The organism is Bradyrhizobium sp. RDI18 (genome assembly GCF_043203335.1).
Taxonomy (GTDB): Bacteria; Pseudomonadota; Alphaproteobacteria; order Rhizobiales; family Xanthobacteraceae; genus Bradyrhizobium; species Bradyrhizobium retamae.
In genome coordinates this window covers 2,626,341-2,646,411 of the sequence record NZ_JBICRN010000008.1, presented here as the reverse complement: position 1 = coordinate 2,646,411, position 20,071 = coordinate 2,626,341, and the positions used below count along the sequence as shown (strand labels likewise).

General features: G+C 59.0%; 14 protein-coding genes and 3 pseudogenes. 11 read left to right on the top strand and 6 right to left on the bottom strand.

Annotated features, from left to right (window positions below):
- Positions 1-587: 587 nt before the first annotated feature.
- On the top strand, positions 588-1,793 hold the full coding sequence (locus tag ACFXS9_RS21910; protein ID WP_392691965.1) for a pyridoxal phosphate-dependent aminotransferase: 1,206 nt from the start codon (positions 588-590) through the stop codon (positions 1,791-1,793).
- A gap of 292 nt (positions 1,794-2,085) precedes the next feature.
- Here ACFXS9_RS21910 and ACFXS9_RS21905 read toward each other — a convergent pair whose 3' ends face one another.
- The gene (locus ACFXS9_RS21905) at positions 2,086-3,630 is read right to left on the bottom strand and encodes an ISL3 family transposase (RefSeq protein WP_392691962.1); all 1,545 of its coding nucleotides are present in this window, start codon (positions 3,628-3,630) and stop codon (positions 2,086-2,088) included.
- A gap of 328 nt (positions 3,631-3,958) precedes the next feature.
- Between ACFXS9_RS21905 and ACFXS9_RS21900 the strand changes: the two genes are divergently transcribed.
- From ACFXS9_RS21900 to ACFXS9_RS21880, 5 genes are all read left to right on the top strand, one after another.
- A complete protein-coding gene (locus ACFXS9_RS21900; RefSeq protein ID WP_392691959.1) occupies positions 3,959-4,120 on the top strand; it encodes a hypothetical protein in 162 nt (53 codons plus the stop codon).
- A gap of 111 nt (positions 4,121-4,231) precedes the next feature.
- Positions 4,232-5,779: an ABC transporter substrate-binding protein gene (locus ACFXS9_RS21895; protein ID WP_392691956.1), complete on the top strand. Its 1,548-nt coding sequence runs from the start codon at positions 4,232-4,234 to the stop codon at positions 5,777-5,779.
- Positions 5,780-5,832: 53 nt separating this feature from the next.
- Entirely contained in the window at positions 5,833-6,789 is a 957-nt protein-coding gene (locus ACFXS9_RS21890) for an ABC transporter permease (protein ID WP_392699935.1), read from the top strand.
- A complete protein-coding gene (locus ACFXS9_RS21885; protein ID WP_392691953.1) occupies positions 6,786-7,655 on the top strand; it encodes an ABC transporter permease in 870 nt (289 codons plus the stop codon). The genes ACFXS9_RS21890 and ACFXS9_RS21885 overlap by 4 nt, the downstream gene beginning before the upstream one ends.
- A complete protein-coding gene (locus tag ACFXS9_RS21880) occupies positions 7,652-9,316 on the top strand; it encodes an ABC transporter ATP-binding protein (protein ID WP_392691950.1) in 1,665 nt (554 codons plus the stop codon). The genes ACFXS9_RS21885 and ACFXS9_RS21880 overlap by 4 nt, the downstream gene beginning before the upstream one ends.
- A gap of 155 nt (positions 9,317-9,471) precedes the next feature.
- Here the strand turns inward: ACFXS9_RS21880 and ACFXS9_RS21875 are convergent, their stop codons facing one another.
- Positions 9,472-10,284, bottom strand: a complete 813-nt coding sequence (locus ACFXS9_RS21875; protein WP_392691947.1) for an enoyl-CoA hydratase-related protein — start codon at positions 10,282-10,284, stop codon at positions 9,472-9,474.
- A 5-nt stretch (positions 10,285-10,289) separates the two neighbouring features.
- Here ACFXS9_RS21875 and ACFXS9_RS21870 point away from each other — a divergent pair, with 5 nt between their 5' ends.
- The 3 genes from ACFXS9_RS21870 (at position 10,290) to ACFXS9_RS21860 (ending at position 13,839) form a co-directional block, all read left to right on the top strand.
- Entirely contained in the window at positions 10,290-11,084 is a 795-nt protein-coding gene (locus ACFXS9_RS21870) for an SDR family oxidoreductase (protein WP_392691945.1), read from the top strand.
- 16 nt (positions 11,085-11,100) lie between these two features.
- Complete coding sequence (locus ACFXS9_RS21865) at positions 11,101-12,273, top strand: acyl-CoA dehydrogenase family protein (protein WP_392691942.1); 1,173 nt, start codon at positions 11,101-11,103, stop codon at positions 12,271-12,273.
- A 456-nt stretch (positions 12,274-12,729) separates the two neighbouring features.
- Positions 12,730-13,839 carry an IS630 family transposase gene (locus ACFXS9_RS21860; RefSeq protein WP_392691940.1) on the top strand — a complete coding sequence of 370 codons (1,110 nt, stop codon included), beginning with the start codon at positions 12,730-12,732 and terminating at the stop codon, positions 13,837-13,839.
- A gap of 156 nt (positions 13,840-13,995) precedes the next feature.
- Here ACFXS9_RS21860 and ACFXS9_RS21855 read toward each other — a convergent pair whose 3' ends face one another.
- Positions 13,996-14,085: a hypothetical protein gene (locus ACFXS9_RS21855; RefSeq protein WP_392691937.1), complete on the bottom strand. Its 90-nt coding sequence runs from the start codon at positions 14,083-14,085 to the stop codon at positions 13,996-13,998.
- Positions 14,060-14,352 (bottom strand): annotated as a pseudogene (locus ACFXS9_RS21850) (IS3 family transposase); the annotation flags it as partial. The gene ACFXS9_RS21855 and the pseudogene ACFXS9_RS21850, both read right to left, overlap by 26 nt.
- 125 nt (positions 14,353-14,477) lie before the next feature.
- Between ACFXS9_RS21850 and ACFXS9_RS21845 the strand changes: the two are divergent.
- Positions 14,478-15,772 (top strand): annotated as a pseudogene (locus ACFXS9_RS21845) (ISNCY family transposase).
- Positions 15,773-15,941: 169 nt separating this feature from the next.
- On the opposite strand, the pseudogene istA reads toward ACFXS9_RS21845, so the two are convergent.
- Positions 15,942-17,209: pseudogene (istA, locus tag ACFXS9_RS21840) on the bottom strand (IS21 family transposase); the annotation flags it as partial.
- Positions 17,210-17,378: 169 nt separating this feature from the next.
- Here istA and ACFXS9_RS21835 point away from each other — a divergent pair.
- The gene (locus ACFXS9_RS21835) at positions 17,379-17,507 is read left to right on the top strand and encodes a hypothetical protein (RefSeq protein WP_392691934.1); all 129 of its coding nucleotides are present in this window, start codon (positions 17,379-17,381) and stop codon (positions 17,505-17,507) included.
- A gap of 503 nt (positions 17,508-18,010) precedes the next feature.
- Here ACFXS9_RS21835 and ACFXS9_RS21830 read toward each other — a convergent pair.
- Positions 18,011-19,378, bottom strand: coding sequence for a transposase (locus ACFXS9_RS21830; RefSeq protein ID WP_392691931.1), 1,368 nt, complete (start codon positions 19,376-19,378; stop codon positions 18,011-18,013).
- Between the last annotated feature and the right edge of the window lie 693 nt (positions 19,379-20,071).

The window sequence follows — 20,071 nt, the reverse complement described above, 5'->3', positions numbered from 1 at the left end:
ATGACCATCTTGTCGGATCATCTGATTCTAAGCCCATGGAATTTAGGACGAACTTCCCGATTTCCAGGACGATCGCGATCGTAACGGTGGATCGGCATCGAGCGTGTGCCACCGTCTTTTCTTGCCCAGGTACTTTTCGCCTGGCGCAATCTTCAGGTTCAGGGGCCCGGGCTCGGGTTCGTTCTGCACCGGCTCGGTGATGCCGTAACCTCACGCAGCATTCATGCCGCAATACTAGTACCCACTTTTCATAAAGCGTGAGTCGTGATTCAACATCGGAATGATACCCAAAGCTGGTCGCGGCAAGGTTCGCGCCCAACCAATCTCTCACCGTATTTTCTTCGACGAGGTCGCCCAACGTCACTTCCGCTTGCCGATGTTTTCTTATTGACCTTTCCGTGCCGTGCCCGATCAGGGGAATAAAGTCTTGACACTATGTCAACATATGACACTTTGTATGTCAATATATGACACTTTGTCAAAGCGGCCGGGAGGGAGCACTCGGTCAGTTGAAATCAGGCGGCAACCAACGAAATGGCCGCCCATGGGCAAGAGCCTGGGGGATCTAAATGCGTTATTCGTCCCGAGTGGACCGGATCAGCGGCAGCAGCGTCAGTGCCTGGGACATTCATTTGGCCGCACGAAAAGCCAAGTTGCGGGGCGACAACGTGATTCTGCTGTCTGTCGGCGATCCGGATTTTCCGACGCCTGCACCCATCGTCGAGGCTGCGGTCTCGGCTTTGCGCGCCGGCGATACGCATTACACGGAGATTCTCGGCCGGTACGAGTTACGGAGGTCGATCGCGGAGCGTCATTCACGCTTGTCTGGCCAGGAGGTGTCGGCCGAAAACGTCATCGTCCTTGGTGGCGCGCAGAACAGCCTCTTCTCCGTCGCGCAGTGCCTTTTCGAGAAAGACGACGAGGTCGTCACTCTTGAGCCGACCTACCTTACCTATCATGCGAGCGTCGGCGCGAGCGGTGCCACTCTCATCCCGGTGCCGCTGTCCGTCGAAAAAGGAATGCGTCTCGACACGCAATCGCTGGCTGCGGCTATAACGCCGAAGACGCGAGCCTTTTACTTCGCCAATCCTAACAACCCGACGGGCGTCGTCATGACGCACGAAGAACTCGAAGCTATCGCCGATCTCGCTCGGCGGCACGACCTGTGGATCGTTGCTGATGAGGTCTATGCCGAGCTCACCTTTGAGGCGCCCCATGTCTCGATCGGGGCCCTACCGGGCATGGCGGAGCGTTGCGTCACGATCGGCTCTCTGTCGAAGTCGCATGCGATGACGGGATGGCGCATGGGCTGGACCATAGCGCCCACTGCCCTGATCGAACACATGAGCAATCTCTCACTTTGCATGCTTTATGGCCTGCCTGGTTTCGTGATGCAGGGCGCGCTCAAAGCGATCGCCGAGAGCGACACGGTCACGGCGGAGATGCGCGCCGTTTATCGCCGTCGCCGCGACTTGGTCTTCGATCTACTAAGCGAAGTGCCGGGTCTGCGGTGCGCCAAGCCCGAAGCCGGTATGTTCATGCTCGTCGACGTGAGAGCTACCGGGCTGTCAGCGCACGACTTCTCCTGGAGCCTGTTTCGAGAGGAGGGAGTATCGGTGCTCGACGCATCGGCTTTCGGTAAGAGTGCCGAAGGACATGTGCGGCTCTCCTTCACGTTGAGTGACGAGCAGCTCGCCGAGGCCTGCCGCCGACTCGCTCGTTTCGTGAGGGGTAGCAAGGCTGCCGAGACATTCTCGGCCGGTTCGCGCCCATCGAAATTCACAGGCCTCTGAAGAACGGGACGCTTCTTTTGGCGTTCTAAATTAGGGAGCGTCTGAAGAACGGTATTTCGCGCGACGAGGGGCTTGAGATCGCGCGGCGTCTGACCGCTTCTGGCACAATAGACTTCATCAACGTGATCCGGGCTCATATCGATACCGACGAGGGTCTGAGCCACGTGATCCCGGGCATGAGCGCGAGGTCCGCTCCCCATCTTCTTGATTTCGCCGGCGAGGTGCGAACTGCGACGAATTGTGTTATTCGGCTTGCAATATTGGCTCTGACGCAATTTTGGTGCAGCTCCGATTATTCTGCGCCGATTAGCCTGGCCTGAAGCAGATCGATTTTCCCGCGACCGTACATCTGTCGTCTCACGAGCTTGAGGCGGGTGATCTGACCTTCAGTATGTCCATTGGACCAGGGCGAAGTGATTGCCGCCCGAACCGCCGCTTCATCCTTCGTGACGCCGCTGGCGAAGGAAGTAACGAGACTGGCGCGGGCGCGGTCGATCCACGGCGTGAGCCCTGCTTCGGCTTTGCGCCGGATCATCGTGTGGAATTCGGCGATGATCTCGCGGGCCTCGACCAAGGACGGGACGCCAGCTTCGATCGCAGCGACCGTGACGGTCTCCGCTTTCGTGAGCAGATCCCCTCCGATTGTCATGAGGCGCGCGATCGTTCTGGCCGACGGAATTCGTTGAAAGTTTCGTGCGTCAGGCTTTTCAGCCCTTCGTCTGCGGGTCGCCCACTCGCTGATGACGCGGAGCGAGCCTCGGAAGCCACGCGCCGTTAAGCGCCGCCAAAGTTCAGCCCCGTTTCGGCAGCCGGACGCCCACTGATCGTCGAGCCACGGCAAGTGTAAGTCCAACGAACTTTGCCGGATCCGGAAGACATCGTGTCGTTCGCCGCGGATCACCTGCCGTACCAGCTTCCTGCTGTGCCCAGTCTGGCGTACGATCTGCTTGATGGGCATGCCATTCTTCGACATAGCCAGGATGGCCGCATTGGTCTCCTCGCGGCGCAGATAACCCTCATACTGGATCCGCTCTGCGGCTGTTAGCAGCTTGGTTGCGCCGATCACTGTACGTATCTCGCGCATCGATTTGCGAACCGCATCGAGGAAGGCCCGACTGGCGTTCTCCATCAGATGCCAGCGATCTGCGACCTGTAGCGCATGCGGCAAGGCTTTTGCTGTCGCTTCGCCATATCCCCCACCTCGGTCACGGGCAACGATCGCGATCGTGGGATGAGCAGCGAGCCAGGCTTGGGCGGTTGCGGGCTCCCTATCCGGGAGCAGGGTGACTACCCGGCGCCGTTCCAGGTTGCAGATGATGCTGGCGTATCGGTGATTGCGCCGCCAGACCCAATCATCAATGCCGATAACCCTGAGCGGATCAGCCGGCGGACGGCTACGGCGTCGGACCACGCGAAGAAGCGTGTCTTTGCTCACCGGCAGCATCAGCCGCTTTGCGAAGCCTGCTGCCGGTCGACCGCCAAGCGCCAGACCGAGGTGAGGGACGATAGAGTCCAGCTTTGCCGTGCGTCGCGCCGCTGGTGCCAGTACCCCTTCGGCGAAGCGCTCGGTGAAGATTTGGCGCCCGCATAGGACAGCGCCGCAACGGAATCGACGGGCAATTACCAGAAGCTGTACGATCCGCCCCGAAAGGGGAAGATCGGTCACGCGACGCTGATACCGGCTATGGACGCGTCGGGAAACCGTTCCGCAAGATGGGCAAAGACCAACGCTTCCCGACGCCCGGACCGCAATAACGGCCTTATCACCTTCGAAGTACGCACTCTCTACAACAAACCCACTCGGCACCAGACTGGAGCGCTGGAGTGCCTGCTGCATGGCGCTGATTCTCCCCGCAATCAATGCGCCAGACATTCCCAAAACTGCATCAAAAGTGAGTCACAGCCAAATTTGCAAGCCGATTGACAGAATTGGAGGAGCGGATCATTGGACAGTGGCATTGCTCTTGTTCTCCTGCGCCTTGGGCGGCGCGACTCTCGTGCACCAACTGCCTCGTAATTTTCACTATATGCTGCGTGCGATCTGGGGCCCAAGCGGGGCCAGCGCTTACTGACTAGCGTTGCCAGCGGTCATTAAGTTACGTTTTGTCGTCCCGTGCGCGTTCGCAGGTAAGGCATTTTATTGCACGGGGCACGAACCACTGCTCGTGAACGGCGTGGCCGATAACCCGGCTGGCAATTCCGAAAGTCATCTCTTCGGCCATTGCTGCGATCGGCCGTCAGATGATGGCGCACTGAAGCTGGATATCGGCATTCCGCGTCAGCATGTCGAACGAACTGCCTTTCTCGCCGCGTCGCGGCCTGAATGATTTCTGTTGACAAAATGGCAGCGTTTGACAAAATGTCAATAAAGACGCTGGTACCGCCATGTCACGCGGTACATGAAGATGAATAGTAACGATCCCGGGAGAGCGACCAAGATGGCCAACCAAATTCCGAATCGTCGCGATTTCAACAAATCGCTGCTCGCTACAGGCGCGACACTCGCAGCCGGCGCGTCCCCGCTGCGTGAAGCCTTCGCGCGACCTGCCCGTGGCGGGCGGCTGCGCGTCGCGCTTCACGTGCAAAGCGCGCAGGACACGCTCGATCCTGCGAAATTCGCGCAAACTTCGGAATATGCGCGCGGCTTCATGCTCTACAACGGGCTCACCCGTATCGATGAGGCTGGGGAAGCTGTGCCTGAGCTTGCGGAGTCATTCGAGGCAAATGGCGACGTAACCGAGTGGTACTTCAAGCTTCGGAAGGGCGTGACGTTCCAGGACGGGAAGACGTTCGATGCTGAGGACGCCGTGTACTCGATCATGCGTCATAAGGACCCGAAGGTTGCCTCTGCTTCCAAGGGCCTGGTCGAAGACATTGTCGACGTGACGGCCGATGGAAAGGATGGCGTTCGGATCAAACTCAGCGCGCCGAATGCCGACATCCCTGTTCTGCTCGGTACGTTCGGCTTTCTGATCGTAAAGAATGGGACGACTGACTTCTCGACGGCGGTCGGGACTGGCCCCTTCCGGCTCAAAGAGTTCAAGCCGGGCGTCCGCACCGTTGTCACTCGGAACGAGAATTACTTCAAGTCGGGGCGACCCTATCTCGACGAGATCGAGTATTTCGGTATCGCAGATCCAGTCGCGCGGCTGAATGCCCTGATCGCCGGCGATATTCACATGATGTCGGATCTCCGGCCGAATGCGCTCGACGAAGCAAAAAAGGCGCCGGGAATTGAGGTTTTCTCCACTCGTTGCCCGCGCTTCGTTCAGTTTGCGATGATGTGTGATCGGGCGCCAACGAACAATCCCGACTTCCGCCTCGCGGTCAAAAACCTGCTCGATCGCGAACGGATTGTGAATCAGATCTTGAAGGGCTACGGCGTCGTCGCGAATGATCACTTCGTGATGCCGCAAAGCCCGGTGTACAACAGCTCTCTGCCGCAGCGCGGGGTCGACATCGACAAAGCAAAGTTCCACTTGAAAAAAGCCGGCATGGAGAACGCCAGTATTGAGCTCCGCGTTTCGGAAGCCGTTCAGAATAGCATCGAAATGGGGCTTCTGTTGCAACGCGAGGCCGCTCGTGCCGGACTTACGATTAACCTGAAGCGCGAGCCGTCCGACGGCTACTGGTCGAATATCTGGATGAAGCGCCCCTTCCATGCTGTTCAATGGAATCCGCGGCCGACGGAGAGTATTATGGCGACGCTGGTTTGGAAGTCGGACGCCAAATGGAACGATACCCAATTCAAGGATGTGCGGCTCGATCAACTCATCAATACTGCGCGCGGCACCGTTGACCTAGCCAAGCGTAAGGAGCTGTTCTGGGAGATTGAGAAAATCATCTACGAGCAGGGCGGGAATGCGATCCCGGCCTTTGTCAGTTATATCGATGCGATTTCGAGCAAGGTGAAGGGGCTGAGCCCCATCCCAACGGGCAATCTTGGCGGCTTCAACTTCGCCGATAGCGTCTGGCTCGAGAACTAACTGGTCACTTGCTTGGCGGTGAGAAGATCATCGCCCTCTCCGAGAGTTTGCGAATGATCCAATTGATAGCTCGTCGTGTGCTGCAGGGGTTGCTGACGTTGCTCCTCGTTTCTCTTCTAGTGTTCGTCGGAACTGAGCTGCTGCCTGGCGACGTAGCGCAAGCTGTGCTTGGGCAGAGCGCCACTCCCGAAAGCGTTTCGGTGTTGCGAGCTCAAATGGGTTTGGACCGGCCAGCGCCTCTGCGGTACCTCAGTTGGCTTTTCGGCATCCTGCACCTCGATTTCGGTATGTCGCTCGCAAATCAGACGCCGGTGAGTGCGCTTATCGGTGACAGGCTCGGACACACGCTGGTCTTGGCTGCTCTCTCCGCGGTCGTGGCGGTTCCGTTGTCATTCGCCATCGGACTGACCGCCGCGACCCGCCCGGCCAGCAAGTTCGACCGCCTCAGCTCTATCGCGATTCTGTGCGTTGCTGCCTTACCGGAGTTCTTCCTTGCTACCGTCTTGGTGCTCATCTTCGCGGTGAATCTCCGCTGGCTGCCGGCGATCGCGTACGTCACTGAATACCAGTCGATCAATCAGTTTGTAACCTCGCTGGCGATGCCGGTCGCGACCCTCGCCGCCGTCATAATCTCGCAGATGGTTCGTATGATTCGTGCAACAGTAGTGAACGTCCTCTCGTTGCCCTATATCGAAATGGCGGTACTTAAAGGTGTGCCGTACCGCCGCGTGATCCTGGTACACGCGCTACGTAACGCAATCGGCCCAATCGCCAACGTTGTCGCGCTCAATCTTGCGTACTTGGTGAGCGGAGTCGTGGTTGTCGAGACGATCTTCGCATACCCAGGTTTGGCGCGCCTGCTCGTCGATGCTGTTTCCTCCCGCGATTATCCGGTGATCCAGGCCTGTGTGCTTATCTTTTGTGTGGGCTATATTGGTCTGATGCTGCTTGCCGACATCGCGGCAATCCTCGGCAACCCGCGGCTACGACACGCAGCGGTGAAAAAATGAACGCCGTCGCAAATAATTCGACCGCCACGTCGCTGAAGCCTCGGCGAGTTCAGCTGAGCATTGGCGCGCTAATCGCCGTAGCGATTCTCCTTTTTTGGTTCTTTGTAGCTGTGTTCGGCCCATTGCTTGCGCCGTATAACGAGGCGGACATTGTTTCCGATCACAACTTGGCCCGGCCTGCTGCCGCATTCTTCCTCGGCACGGACTATATCGGGCGTGACATCCTCTCTCGCTTGATGGCTGGCGCGCGGACGACGCTCGGAATGGGGCTAACCGCAACCCTGATCGCCGAGTTCGTTGGAGTTTATCTGGGTTTGTTCGCTGCGATTCGCGGTGGCTTAGTCGACACCCTGATGAGCCGGCTCAATGATGCACTCCTTTCGTTCCCACACATTATGATGGGTCTGGTCGTCATTGCGGCACTCGGCTCATCGATCCCGGTGCTCATCGTCACGAGCGGATTCATCTACGCCTCGGCAGTGTTCAGGATCGCGCGAGCGCTTGCCATGGAGCTACGAGAGATGGAGTTTATCGAGGCCGCGCGTGCGCGAGGCGAGGGTGTCTGGTGGGTGCTTTTTCGGGAGATGTTGCCGAACGCCGCGCTGCCGCTGCTCACCGATTTTGCGTTGCGACTTTCTTTCATCATCTTGTTCATGAGCAGTCTGAGCTTTCTCGGATTGGGCGTGCAACCGCCGGTCGCCGATTGGGGCAGCATGGTCAGGGAGAATATCGAGGGATTGGGATCGGGCTCCCTGGCGCCCATCATTCCGGCAGCGGCAATCGCGAGCATCACCGTTGCTTTGAATCTTCTTGTCGATGAATTGTCATTGCGTTCCGGCCGAGACTACCGCGGGGGGCGCGAATGAACCGTCGCGTTCTTGAGATTGAAAACCTCACTATCGAAAGCGTCGCGACGCGAGCACCTGTTGTGCGCGGCGTTAATCTTGCTATCGCGCCTGGGGAAGTGCTTGCCATCATCGGCGAGTCCGGTTCGGGAAAGACTACTCTTGGTCTTACCGCACTCGGGCATATCCGGCCGGGATTAAAGGCGACCTCAGGACGCGTGCTGCTTGATGGAGCTGATGTCCTTTCGCTTGACCCTGCCACGCTTTGTAAAATGCGCGGTAGCCAAGTCGCGTACGTCGCGCAGAGTGCCGCGGCCAGCTTTAATCCGTCGCTCATGATTGGAGAACAGGTCATTGAGGCGGCGGTAGTTCACCGAATTATGCCCGCCAAACAGGCCCGCGCCCGAGCACTTGAACTCTATGGCGAGTTGGCTCTGCCCGATCCCGTACACATCGGAGCGCGCTATCCTCATCAAGTCTCAGGGGGCCAACTGCAACGCCTCATGGCCGCCATGGCGATCTGTTGCGGGCCGAAGCTTCTCGTTCTGGATGAACCGACAACCGCCCTGGACGTCACAACCCAAATCGAGGTTCTTGAGGCATTTAAACGCGCGATCCGGCATCAAGGGGCGGCGGCGCTCTACATCAGTCATGATCTCGCCGTCGTGTCCCAGATCGCTGACAGGATATTGGTGATTCATAACGGGGTCGTCCAAGAGCAGGGCAGTTCCGAAGCGATCATTACTGCACCCAGGGCGCCGTACACTCGTACTCTGCTTGCGGCTTGCAAAAAATGGACGCCGGATGCCGTTGCTGCGCCCACCGCAATCGCCGGGCCGCCGCTTCTTAATATCACGAATGTCACCGCTGGTTACGGCCGAAATAGAAGACAAAATCCAGTCGTAGTAGCCGTGAAGTCTGTCGATCTCGTCGTGCGCCGGTCTTCGGCACTCGCCATAATCGGTGAATCCGGTTCGGGTAAAAGCACCTTGGCGCGGGTTGTCGCCGGTCTGCTTCCTCCTGCCCGGGGAACCATTCATCTAGCTGGAGAGCGGCTGCCGGACTCTGTCCAGCAAAGGTCAAAAGACGCATTGCGCCGCATCCAAATGGTATTTCAGTCCCCCGATGTCGCTCTCAATCCTGCGAACACTGTTGGGCAAATTCTGGGTCGACCGCTAACTCTTTTCCGCGGCAAGGCTACCCGCGAGAGCGGCGAGTTAGTGCGAGATCTCTTGGAAATGGTACAGTTGCCGGCCGACTTTGCCCGGCGCAAGCCTCACCAACTCTCTGGAGGTCAGAAGCAGCGAGTCAATCTCGCTCGGGCGCTTGCCGCAGACCCCGAACTTATCCTTTGCGATGAGATCACGTCAGCGCTCGATACCATAGTTGCTGCATCGATCATCGAATTGTTGCGTCGCTTAAGAACTGAGCGCGGATTGGCGTTCATGTTCATCACGCATGACATCTCTACTGCCGCGAGCTTCGCGGACGAGATTGCCGTTATGCATCGCGGCGAAATTGTCGAACGTGGCCCCACAGACGAGGTGTTGAACAGGCCCCAGCATGCCTACACGAAAATTCTCGTCGCCTCGGTCCCGCAACTCCAGGCCGGCTGGCTTGAAGGCGCTGTGGCCAGACGCGAGCGGTTGTTGGGGGTCGGCGGCCTCGCTATGGCAGATTGAGAGCGATGATGTGCAAGGATGAACACAGTCGCGTTCTCCAGCCGTTCGAGACGCGTGTACGCCTGCGCGGCTGCATTCCGTTGTATTCCATTCCCTTGGATCTCTTTGCCTATTGCAGCGCGGTCCTTCCACCTTCGGAGACGTTGCACGGTCACTCAACATCCTCGCCAGCGCGGCGGCCGCTTTTCGGCGAAAGCGCGTGGTCCCTCCCTAAAATCCTCGGAAGCACGCAGCCTGTGGTAGGCCGGGCACGCGTCGCTCCGCATAACGCGGTACGCCTCGGGCACCGGCAGGTTCTCAGTTTTCAGCAGCACCTCTTTGTAGGCTGCAATCGCAAGAGGCGCCGAGGTGCAGATGCTATCCGCAAGTTGACGGGCATGCGTGAGAACCTCAGCTCGTGGCGTGATCGCGTTGATCAGGCCACGCATGAGCGCCTCATCTGCGCTCATGCGCCGCCCGGTGAGAAGCATCTCCATCGCGATTGCGTGCGGCAATCGGCGCGGCAAGCGGAGTACGCCACCAGCATCGGCGATGACCCCGACGCGCGCCTCAGGAAGCAGAAACTCGGCGTGGTCGGCTGCAACGATGAGGTCGCAGGCGAGTACCAGTTCGAAGCCGCCGCCAGCAGCGAGACCGTTCACGGCAGCGATCACGGGCTTGCCGATGTCAAACAGCTCTGTAAGCCCGGCAAAGCCGCCTTGACCCCAATCACGGTCGGGCGTCTCTACAGCGCCAGACTTGAGATCCCAGCCGGCCGAGAAGAAGCGCTCGCCGGCACCGGTAACTATACCCACCCGCAACGAAAGATCGTCACGCAATGTAACAAACGCTTCGCTAAGCGCTCGGCTCGTTGCTCCGTCGATCGTGTTTGCGCTCGGTCGATCCAACACAATCTCGAACACCGCCCCGTTGCGCCGCGTTTGCACATTCATCATCTCGATTGTCCTTTCGTTGTTCGCCGGGGACATACAGCATGAGGCAGGTCTTTGCGTCAAAACTTTTCGCCGGCCGAGTTGCACTAGTAACCGGAGGTGGCAGCGGCATTGGATATGCGATTGCAGAACAACTGGGCGAACTCGGCGCCACCGTAGTCATTGTCTCCCGAAGCGCGGAGCGCCTTGCCGCGGCGGCAGATCGTCTTCGGGCGAAAGAAATTGCTGTGGATGTGCAAACCGTCGACATACGCGATGAGCATAACGTTGAGGCGGCTTTCGACAGCTTATCCGAGCGCGGGCTCATGCCCGACGTTCTCGTGAACAACGCTGGCGGGCAGTTCGAAGCCGCCGCTCTGCGCATATCGGCGAACGGATTTCGATCAGTCGTCGATCTCAATCTCACAGGAACATGGCACGTGTCCCGGGCATTCGCGGCGCGCCTTGTTGCTGCGGGCGGTCGCGGGCGCATTATCAACATCGTGCTTTCCATTGCAGGCGGCTTGCCTGGCTACGCGCATAGCGCTGCAGCGAGAGCTGGAGTCATCAGCCTGACTGAGACCCTTGCTGGCGAGTGGGCGCCGTACAACATCACCGTTAACGCAATCGCACCAGGTACAATCCGTACCAGCGGGCTAGCGCAATATAATCAAGCGCAGATCGAGGCCGGCATTGATGTCTTGCCCATCCGGCGCATGGGCGAACCGGAGGAAGTGGCCGAGGCGGTCGCTTATCTCGCATCCCCCGCGGGCGACTACATCACAGGCACGGTGCTCTTCGTTGATGGCGGTAAGCATCTGGCGCGCAGCAATTTGAGCTTGCGCACGACAAACTAGGAAAGGATCGAGACTCATGGATCTGACACTTTCAAAGCGCGAGCGCGACCTTCAGGAGAGAGCCGCCCGGTTTGCTAGGGAGCACCTCTTTCCCAACGAAATGTTGGTCGAGGAGCATAACACGTTGCCTAGCGATATCTTCTCGCAGCTCAAGAGGGAGGTGCTCGCGGCGGGCTTCAATGCGATCAACCATACGTCCGAGCACGGGGGCCAAGGCTTGTCGTTGTTCGAGCAGGCGCTCGTCAACGAACAGTTCGGGATGGCAACGGGCGGAATCTGGGGCGTGGCATACCAACCCGCAATCCCTCTGAAGGAAGGCAACGCCGAGCAGCGGCGACGCTACCTCGAGCCATGTTGTCGCGGCGAACGCACCTATTGCTTTGCAATTTCAGAGGCCAGCGCAGGATCCGACCCGCGCCAAGTGAAAACTACGGCGGTGCGACGTGGAAACCGGTACTATCTTTCCGGCGAGAAGTGGTTCGTTACTCACGGGGATATCGCCGACTTCATCATGGTGCACGCCCATGTTGATGGAGATCCGGCAAAGCCAACGGTGTTTCTTGTCGACAAGGATCGACCGGGAGTCCATATCAAACGCGTGCCGAAGTTCATGCACACCTACATTTCAGAGCATCCAGAGTTCGTGTTTGAAGAGGTGGAGCTGGGAGATGAGGACATTCTTGGTACTATTGGCGGCGGTCTCGACCTAACGAAGGATTGGTTTGTCGAGACCCGTCTCAAGATCGCGGCCCATTGTGTCGGCGCGGCAACAAGGGCGACCGAAATCGCGAACGCCTATGCGGCGGAACGCGTCCAATTTGGCAGATTGATTCGCGATTTTCAGGCGATCGAGTTCATGCTCGCGGACATGGCAGTAGAAATCATGTCGACAAAATCGTTGGTTTATCGCGTCGCATGGCAGGCATCGCAGAGGCCTGACCGAAAGCTGGCCCACGCCCATGCAAGCGCAGTGAAGCTACAGGCGAGCGAGATGGCAGGACGCGTCATCGATAAAGCGCTGCAAATCCTAGGGGGCCGCGGTTACATGCGAGAGAACGCGGTCGAGCGGCTCTATCGCGATGTTCGCGTTGACAGGATTTGGGAAGGCTCGTCGGAAATCCAGCGAGTGGTAATCGGTAGCCAAATTAGGAAACGTGGGCTTGCCACCTACACGGGCTGGGTCGACTGAGCATTGGCTGCGAAGTCTCTAGATCCGACATTTGTTGCCGAGGGAGGGCTCGGTCTGGGGTGCGCAGATGCTGGCCAACCTACGTACGGGTTCGATGAAACAGCGAGATGAACTGTGTAGGTGTGGTCCGTTAAGGGTGTCGGCCGAATGGCGGTGCGGAATTGGGGCCATTAAGGAGAATTGACGCGAGGGCTCTGAATCTCTGCTGAGCATTTTACTCAGCGACTTGTACACGAAAATCCAGATCTTAAGCGCCTTGAATTTAGGGTCGTTCTGAATCGAGTCAAAGTAGGCTTACCAATAGCTTCTGCAAATCGTAATGCGACGCTTGGCGGTCGCCTCATGGGGCGGCAGCCCGTCTCACCGGATGCCGCATTGACCTTGCCCCTAGTCATCTGGAACGCAAGTTCGTTACATTATATGATAGCTCGAATCTCTCGATAGAGGAGAGCGCTTGTGACGAATGCGGGTGTGAGAGGCCGGCCCATCGCGCCGTTGGTGCTGAGTGCGCAGGAGCGGGCGTACTTAGAAAGGCAAGTTCGTCGTCATCGTGTTGCCCGGTCGCTATCTGAGCGGTGCCGCGCGATCCTGCGGTGTGCGGATGGCTTGCCAAGCAAGTCCGTGGCTGCCGAACTCGGCATCCATGAACACACCGTTGGCAAGTGGCGCCGCCGATTTCTGAAGGATCGCTGTGACGGCCTGCTTGACGAAGCCCGCCCTGGCCGCCCTCGCACCATCAACGACGATCAGGTTGCGGCTGTGATCGAGCGGACGTTGCGCACGACGCCAGCCGATGCGACGCACTGGTCGATCCGATCGATGGCTGCGGAAACTGGCTTTTCCCACACCACGATCCGCCGAATGTGGCCGGCGTTCGGCTTGCAGCCGCACCGCAGCCAGACATTCAAGCTGTCGAGCGATCCGCTGTTCGTCGACAAGGTGCGCGATATCGTCGGCCTTTACCTATCCCCACCGAACCGAGCCCTTGTTCTCAGCATCGATGAGAAGAGCCAGATTCAGGCGCTCGATCGCGAGCAACCGATCTTACCGATGATGCCTGGCGTGCCGGAACGTCGTACGCACGGTTATCTGCGGCATGGTACGACCACGCTGTTTGCAGCACTCGATATCGCCTCGGGGTTCGTCATCGGCAAATGCTACAAGCGCCACCGGGCAGTTGAGTTCTTGAAGTTTTTAAAGGAGATCGATGCTCAAGTTCCTGAAGGGCTCGATGTCCACATAGTCATGGACAACTACGCCACCCACAAGACACCCAAGGTCAAAGCGTGGCTCGCCCGCTGCCCGCATTATCATGTCCACTTCACGCCGACTTCCGCGTCATGGATCAATCAGGTCGAGCGCTGGTTCGCTGAACTCACCAGAAAGCAGATCCAGCGAGGTGTTCACACCTCCGTCAGGCAGCTCGAGGCCGACATCCGCTCCTTCATCGACCTGCACAACAAAAGCCCGAAGCCCTTCAAATGGACCAAGTCCGCAGACCAGATTTTGGCTTCGGTCAAACGCTTCTGCCACAAAGCCCAGCAGACTTTATGTGGTGAACTTTAGATTCACGTGACTAGTTTATCCAGTCCTTAATTCGATCCAGCTGTTGGATTTGCCGGATGGGCGGTGCTAGCGACGGGAGCGGGCGCGGAGCCTTCGTCATCGCAGCGCCAGATCCCGGCGCGGGCGGCAGGTCAAGGCGAACTCGGATGGGATTTTTCATCCGAGCTGCGAGTGTGGTCGTGTGTCGTTGTATCGGCCCGCCAGCATCCGAGAGTAATGCGAGATCTGGGCCAGTGACGTGAACAACGTCTCGTTCAGGAGTTCGTCCCGGCACCGTCAGCTTCTCTTCCCGATAGAGCCGGAAGAGATTCTTATGGTTGATCAGATAGCCCTCCCGCTTGAGCAGAACATGCAGGCGCCGATAGCGAAGCGGCGGCGTTCCTGGGCAATCGCATTCATGCGCTGGCGAAGGCCGGCGTCGTCGGCCTGGATCGTCGCGTATCTCATGGTCATGCAGCAGCCGATGGCTTTACACGCCCGCCGTTCGCTCATCCCGAATGCCTCTCCCAGATGGATGGGCTTCCGCTATGGAGCGCAAACAGGATGAGAGCGCGCATTGCGTCGCCTGAAATATTCCTGAATGCTGGGCCGCTGCCTCACGTAATTTGCTCCCCAGTGGGATGGGACTGCGGGGACGAATGAGGCAACTGAGCATGGCGACTCGAAGAGAGCTGACGGCCGCTGTGGGGCAGCGCTACAGAGAGGCGAGCCGCGCGGAGAAGGCGCGAATTCTCGACGAGTTTGTGGTTGTGACGGGCTCCATCAAAAGCATACGATGCGCCTGCTCCGAGGGGATATGGGGCAATCCTCTGAAAGCGCTGCTGCCGCCCCTGATCGAGTCAATGGAACGGCCACGGCGAGCGTATTGCGACGGAGCATGGTACGGACGTCCGCCGACTGGAAGGATCCGGCGCCGGGGTTTGTCGAAGCCGATCTGGTCGCCCACAGCGGGCCCTCGGCGCGCGGCAGTTTATCCAGACGCTGGTGCTCGCGGATATTGCGACCGGCTGGACGGAGTGTGCGCCGTTGCTGGTGCGCGAGCAAACGCTCCTGAGCACCGTGTTGACAGAACTTCGCCGACAGCTGCCGTTCTCGCTGCAGGGCCTCGATACCGACAATGATACCGTGTTCATAAACGAAACGCTGAAAGCGCATTGTGAGCAGGCGAACATTGTGTCACGCGTTGCCGACCCTACCGCAAGAATGACCAGGCGTTTGTTGAACAGAAGAACGGAGCCGTGGTCCGACGCATGGTTGGTTAGCGTCGATTGAAGGACTCGAGGGGCTGCGTTGCTCGCATAACTCTATCGCTCAGTGCGCCTGTTCGTGAACTTCTTCCAGCCGTCGTTCAAGCTGATCGGAAAACAGCGCGATGGCGCACGCGTCCGTAAATCTTATAGTGCACCGACGACGCCGCATCAGCGGCTGGCAGCCGACCCACATACCTCTCCGATGCGGTTCAGGCCCGACTGCAGGAAATCTGCGTCAGCTTGGACCCGGTCGCGTTGCTGCGTGACATTCGTCCTGTGCAGATACGTCTGGCCGACCTTGCCGACGTGAAGTCGCAGGCGATTCGATTATTGCGGCGGCCGCCGATCGACTTATTCCTCGCCAGCTTGCGAACGGCTTGGAAAGAGGGCGCATCTCGACCGACTGACCGGCCGATACTCAAAGCGAAGCGAGGTCGTCGTCGCCCTGATCCGCTCGTTCAGGCGACCCCACAGCTGCAGGAGTGGTTCAAGGCCGAGCCGTGGCGAACCGGCGCCGAGCTCCTGACAAGCTGCAGGCGGAATATCCGGGCGCGTACCCGGATAAGCTGCTGCGAACGCTTCAGCGCCGCCTCAAATCCTGGCGCAGCAAGCAGGCAAGCGCGCTGCTCTTTGGATCGGCAGATCATGCGGAGCGTTTCGAGGAGACAGGGGTTGCGCGGTAACAGCGCCCGCTTCCGGTACGGGGGAGGCCGGTCGTTGCACAACCCCGGCCAGCTTCACGACCGGCCTCCCCCGTACTGACCGTCCGTCTTCTTGGGAGCAAAATAAATGAGGCAACGATCGCGACTTCGGGAACATTCCTCCATGAGGCAATAGGAGTTCTCACCCTGATCGCCGCCGGCCAATCCGCTCGACCAGGATGACGATCCGCCCCTCCATCTTGATCAAGCCCGCCGGCGTCATATTGGCGTAGCGCTGATCGGCCTTGGGCATGTGCTCGTTCATCGTGACGTGGCCGCTGCGCTGCGACCGGCGCGCATGGCTGGCGACCCGCATGTGATCCTGGAAGATCTCGACAGCCCGATAGGTGAGCCGGACATTCCGCCGACAGCCGATCAGCCGGTGCAGCACCGAGTAAAAGGTCTTGTCGACTTCAACATGATAATCGAGATGCATTTTGGCCGTTTTCCATTCGGCATATTCCGAACGGCTCGCTGGGCAGCGGCGCCAGGGCGGTGCATTCGATCTCCTCGAACATCTGGCGACGGCATTTCCCGATATGGCGCATCGGCCGGTCGTTCAGCTCCTCGAGCAAATCACCAATCGCGCTGTTGAGATCGGCCAAGTTGAAGAACCGCGGGCCGGCGCAGCCGCGCCAGAATCCAGCGTTCGACAATCAGCACCGCGCCTTCAACTTTGCCCTTCTCGCGCGTCTTGCGACTACGGGTCGGCAAAATCGTCGTGTCGTAGTGCTCGCCCATGACGGCAAAGGTCTGGGTGGGCGTCGGCTCAAACCACAGCGCCTTGACGACCCAGGCCTTCAGATTGTCGCAGACGATCGCTTTGGGAACGTCGCCGAAGTACGACAAAGGCCCGGGTCTGGCCTTATCCAATCCGGCAGTCGCTGACCGAAGCTCCATGGAAGGTCAGCGACGAGGCCCTGGGCACTGTGACAAAAATCTGAGCCTGACGGATCTCGCCCGTTTGCGGATCGATCACCTCCATCGTCGGGCCGGCATAAACGGTCTGCATCACCGCACCCGCCGCATAGCGGTGGCGGAAGGTCGGGTTCGCCCGGCGTTGGTAGGCTGCAAACTTCTCGCAGAACCAGGTATAGCCATAACCGTTGGGACGGGCCGCCCGGTATTTCTGCCACAGCAGCGTCAGCGTCACACCCTTGCGCTTCAGCTCCTGCACCACCAGCGGCCACTCAGGTTCGCTCAAAATCCTGGGGCGGCCGTCCGACCCGGCGGAACAGCGTCCGCTCCAACGCCACCTCGCTCTCGTAAATCGATGGCAGCAGCCAGCTTAAGCCCGCCTCACGCGCCCGCAGCAGGTAGGGCAACCGAGGTCTTGCTGATCTGCAGCCGTTCCGAGATGGCCCGAGCGGACAGGCCTTGCTCGTATGTCAGTCTCAGGATCGATCGTAGGTCCTTCACCGCAGTTCGTTTCGCTTACTTCCATCTTGGCATCGCCCTTCTCAAACTCAGCTTGAGAGAGAACATTGCCTGAACGGCGCTCTCGAAAACCAACCGTCACTACTGTCCGCGATTTAGCGGAATTTCTGTCCCGGAATTACTGAAATCGCTCCGCGCCTGGGAACACGTCGTGCCGTTCTTCGCGTTGGCTCCTGGCTTCCGCAAGATGATCTACACCACCAACGTCGAGGCGCTGCACCGTAGCTTGCGCAAGATATCAAGACCCGCGGCAGCTTTCCAAATGACGGCGCGGCGTTGAAGCTGCTTTATCTCGCCATCAAGAACGCCGGATTGAGGTGGCGGCGAGGTGTCGAGTAGACTGCCGCCGTGGGCCAGTTCGCCATTCAGTTCGGCTCGCGTTTTCCGGGATCAGCGCGATGACCAAAGTGTCGATCGGCCCCTTATTCGTCGGCCCGAGTTTGGCCGATCAGCAAGGTCCGTAACGGCGATCCTGCGGGCTACGGCCTTGACAAACCTTGCTGCCCGTCCACTGTTAGCCACCATGGGATCGATGACAATGTCCGGCTGCAAGAAACGGCTGCAATTCAACCTTCACAGAGGCCTCTTACACAAAATATCTGACATTCCCGGGGGCGCGCGGTGTCAACGACATCCTGATCGCCTTCTTCGACGGGCTGAAACGCATTCCGCAAGCGATCAAACCGGTCTTACCCTCAAACGCTGGTGCAAACCTGCATCATGGGGTCGTTGAAGAAGCCCGCTTCTTTGACGCGCCCTTGCCGCACGCCCGCTGGCCGTGCTTCAGGCTGAGGCGATCCTTTGATGATGAAGCCGATCGTCAACGCGGGCCGCTAGCATGAGCAAAATGGCGAAGAGTACTGCGGCCAACCGCTTCAGATTGATGGCAGCGGCAGTCAGGAAAGCCTGGATGCGCATGTTGTCCTTGCCGCGGCGTATGGCACGAGCAAGACCGTGCCAACTCTTGGCTTCGCCATGGATGCCCTCGACCCGCCAGCGATGACGCCGATAGAGATTGTGTTCATTTTTGCCCCATCTGAGCCTCTTGCGTCGCGCCCGAAGCAATGACGGGTGATTGATATTGAACACGACCACACGCGCATGGCGGGAAAGGCTCACGCAGCGCGACCGCAGCGGGCAGGCTCGACAGTCTTTGCTGCTCGCGTGGAAGTGTTGGAAAGAGCCCCGTTGCAGCTTGCCTTTGGGACGCAGGATCTTGCCGGTTGGACAACGCACCAAGTTGTGCTTGGCATCGAGCTTGAAGCGCCTCGTCGGTATCACCTTGCCAGGCAACTGTTCGGTTTTTGCCGGCACAATGGCTTCGATCTTACGGTCCTCGAGCGCCCGGAAAACCTTGGCATACGCATAGCCCGCATCCATGGTCGCCGTCTTGATATCGACGCCGGTTGTAGCGGCGATTGCATCTAGCCGAGCCTCGATCGCCATTCCTTCGTTCTCCTCGCCTGTCGCGACCTCGACATCAAGAACAACGCCCGCCAGATCGTCGACCGCTGTGTGCTGCTTGTAGGCAGGCTCCAGACGACGATTGCGGCTGCTGGTGGCCATGGTCGCATCGGGATCGGTTGTGCAGATCTTTTTGTGTTTGCCGCTCTGACGATCCTTCCATTCGAACTCGGATAGGTCGGCTGCTTCGACATCGGCGATATGGCGCACCGCCAAGGCGTCCCAACTCACGTTCGCGCGGATTAACGAGGCGTCGATGTGAACGATCTCGCCGGCCGCAATCTTAGCTGCGATGCATGCCTTAACCGTGCGTTTGAAGATGTTGCGGAAGCGCTCAGCGCCCCAGCGCTGGCGAATGCGCGTCAGCGACGAGTGGTCGGGCAGCACCTCGTGCAGACCATAGCCTACGAACCAACGGATCGCCAGGTTGACCTGCGCCTCGCGCAGCAGCCGTCGGTCATGGATGATTCCCAGCAGAAAGCCGGCAAGCATAAGCCGAACAGCCACTTCCGGGTCGATCCCCGGGCGTCCGTTATCTGTGCAGTAGAGATCGGCGACCTCGTCACGCAGCCACGAGAGGTCCAACACGCGATCGACGCGAGCGAGGATGTGGTCGTCTGGAACGAGCTGTCGCAACGAACCGGTGATGAACAGCTCCAGCTGATCGCGCTCTTTCCGACCCAGCATCCTGCCCACCTCGCGAATCAAAGAGAACCGGCGGGATCAGTGAATCGACGACCGCAGACTTCTTCAACGACCCCATCATGCACCTAATCCGCAACAGCCTTGCGTTCGTCTCCTGGAGGGACCGCAAGGCGATCCTGCCCTCGATCAACGCGATCTATCGCCCGAGAGCGCCGCGGGGGCATTGCTGTAGCTTGCCGAGTTGAGACCAAATGGGGTAAACGCTGCGCCAGATCTGACTAAATGTGGCAGCACGTTGTGCCGTTCTTCGCTTTCGGGCACCCGCAACAAGATCTGCCTCCCCCGATGGGATCGAGGCGCTGCGCCCTCAGCCTCTTGGTCTCAGATATTTTCATGCGGCCAGGTTGTTCCCGCGGCGCTTGGCGCTAGGTCGGCCGTCCTTGCTCCGGTCTCATGCTCATTTCAATACAGCAAAATCTGCTCTTCTGCGAACGCTGCTTGCTTCATCCGTCCATCCTTCTTTCGGGACGGGCTCTAACTCCTTCTGGTGAAAAGACACAGTGGAAAATCATCAGACTACATAGCTAGGCCGCACCACGTACAAGAACTGCGTGGGGTGAGACGAGTAGCAGAAAGATCCGTGGATGGACTGTTGTTGAGAGTCTGAGAGCACGCCTCCACGTGCCGCACCACGCATTACAGCTACGTGCGCGCAGTCTCACATATGGCGAGCAT

Coding starts and splice junctions, on each gene's coding strand:
- ACFXS9_RS21875 (WP_392691947.1), bottom strand. CDS start 10,284: ATGTCCCCGGCGAACAACGAAAGGACAATCGAGATGATGAATGTGCAA.
- ACFXS9_RS21830 (WP_392691931.1), bottom strand. CDS start 19,378: ATGCTGGGTCGGAAAGAGCGCGATCAGCTGGAGCTGTTCATCACCGGT.
- ACFXS9_RS21870 (WP_392691945.1), top strand. CDS start 10,290: ATGAGGCAGGTCTTTGCGTCAAAACTTTTCGCCGGCCGAGTTGCACTA.
- ACFXS9_RS21885 (WP_392691953.1), top strand. CDS start 6,786: ATGAACGCCGTCGCAAATAATTCGACCGCCACGTCGCTGAAGCCTCGG.
- ACFXS9_RS21895 (WP_392691956.1), top strand. CDS start 4,232: ATGGCCAACCAAATTCCGAATCGTCGCGATTTCAACAAATCGCTGCTC.
- ACFXS9_RS21865 (WP_392691942.1), top strand. CDS start 11,101: ATGGATCTGACACTTTCAAAGCGCGAGCGCGACCTTCAGGAGAGAGCC.
- ACFXS9_RS21880 (WP_392691950.1), top strand. CDS start 7,652: ATGAACCGTCGCGTTCTTGAGATTGAAAACCTCACTATCGAAAGCGTC.
- ACFXS9_RS21905 (WP_392691962.1), bottom strand. CDS start 3,630: ATGCAGCAGGCACTCCAGCGCTCCAGTCTGGTGCCGAGTGGGTTTGTT.
- ACFXS9_RS21890 (WP_392699935.1), top strand. CDS start 5,833: ATGATCCAATTGATAGCTCGTCGTGTGCTGCAGGGGTTGCTGACGTTG.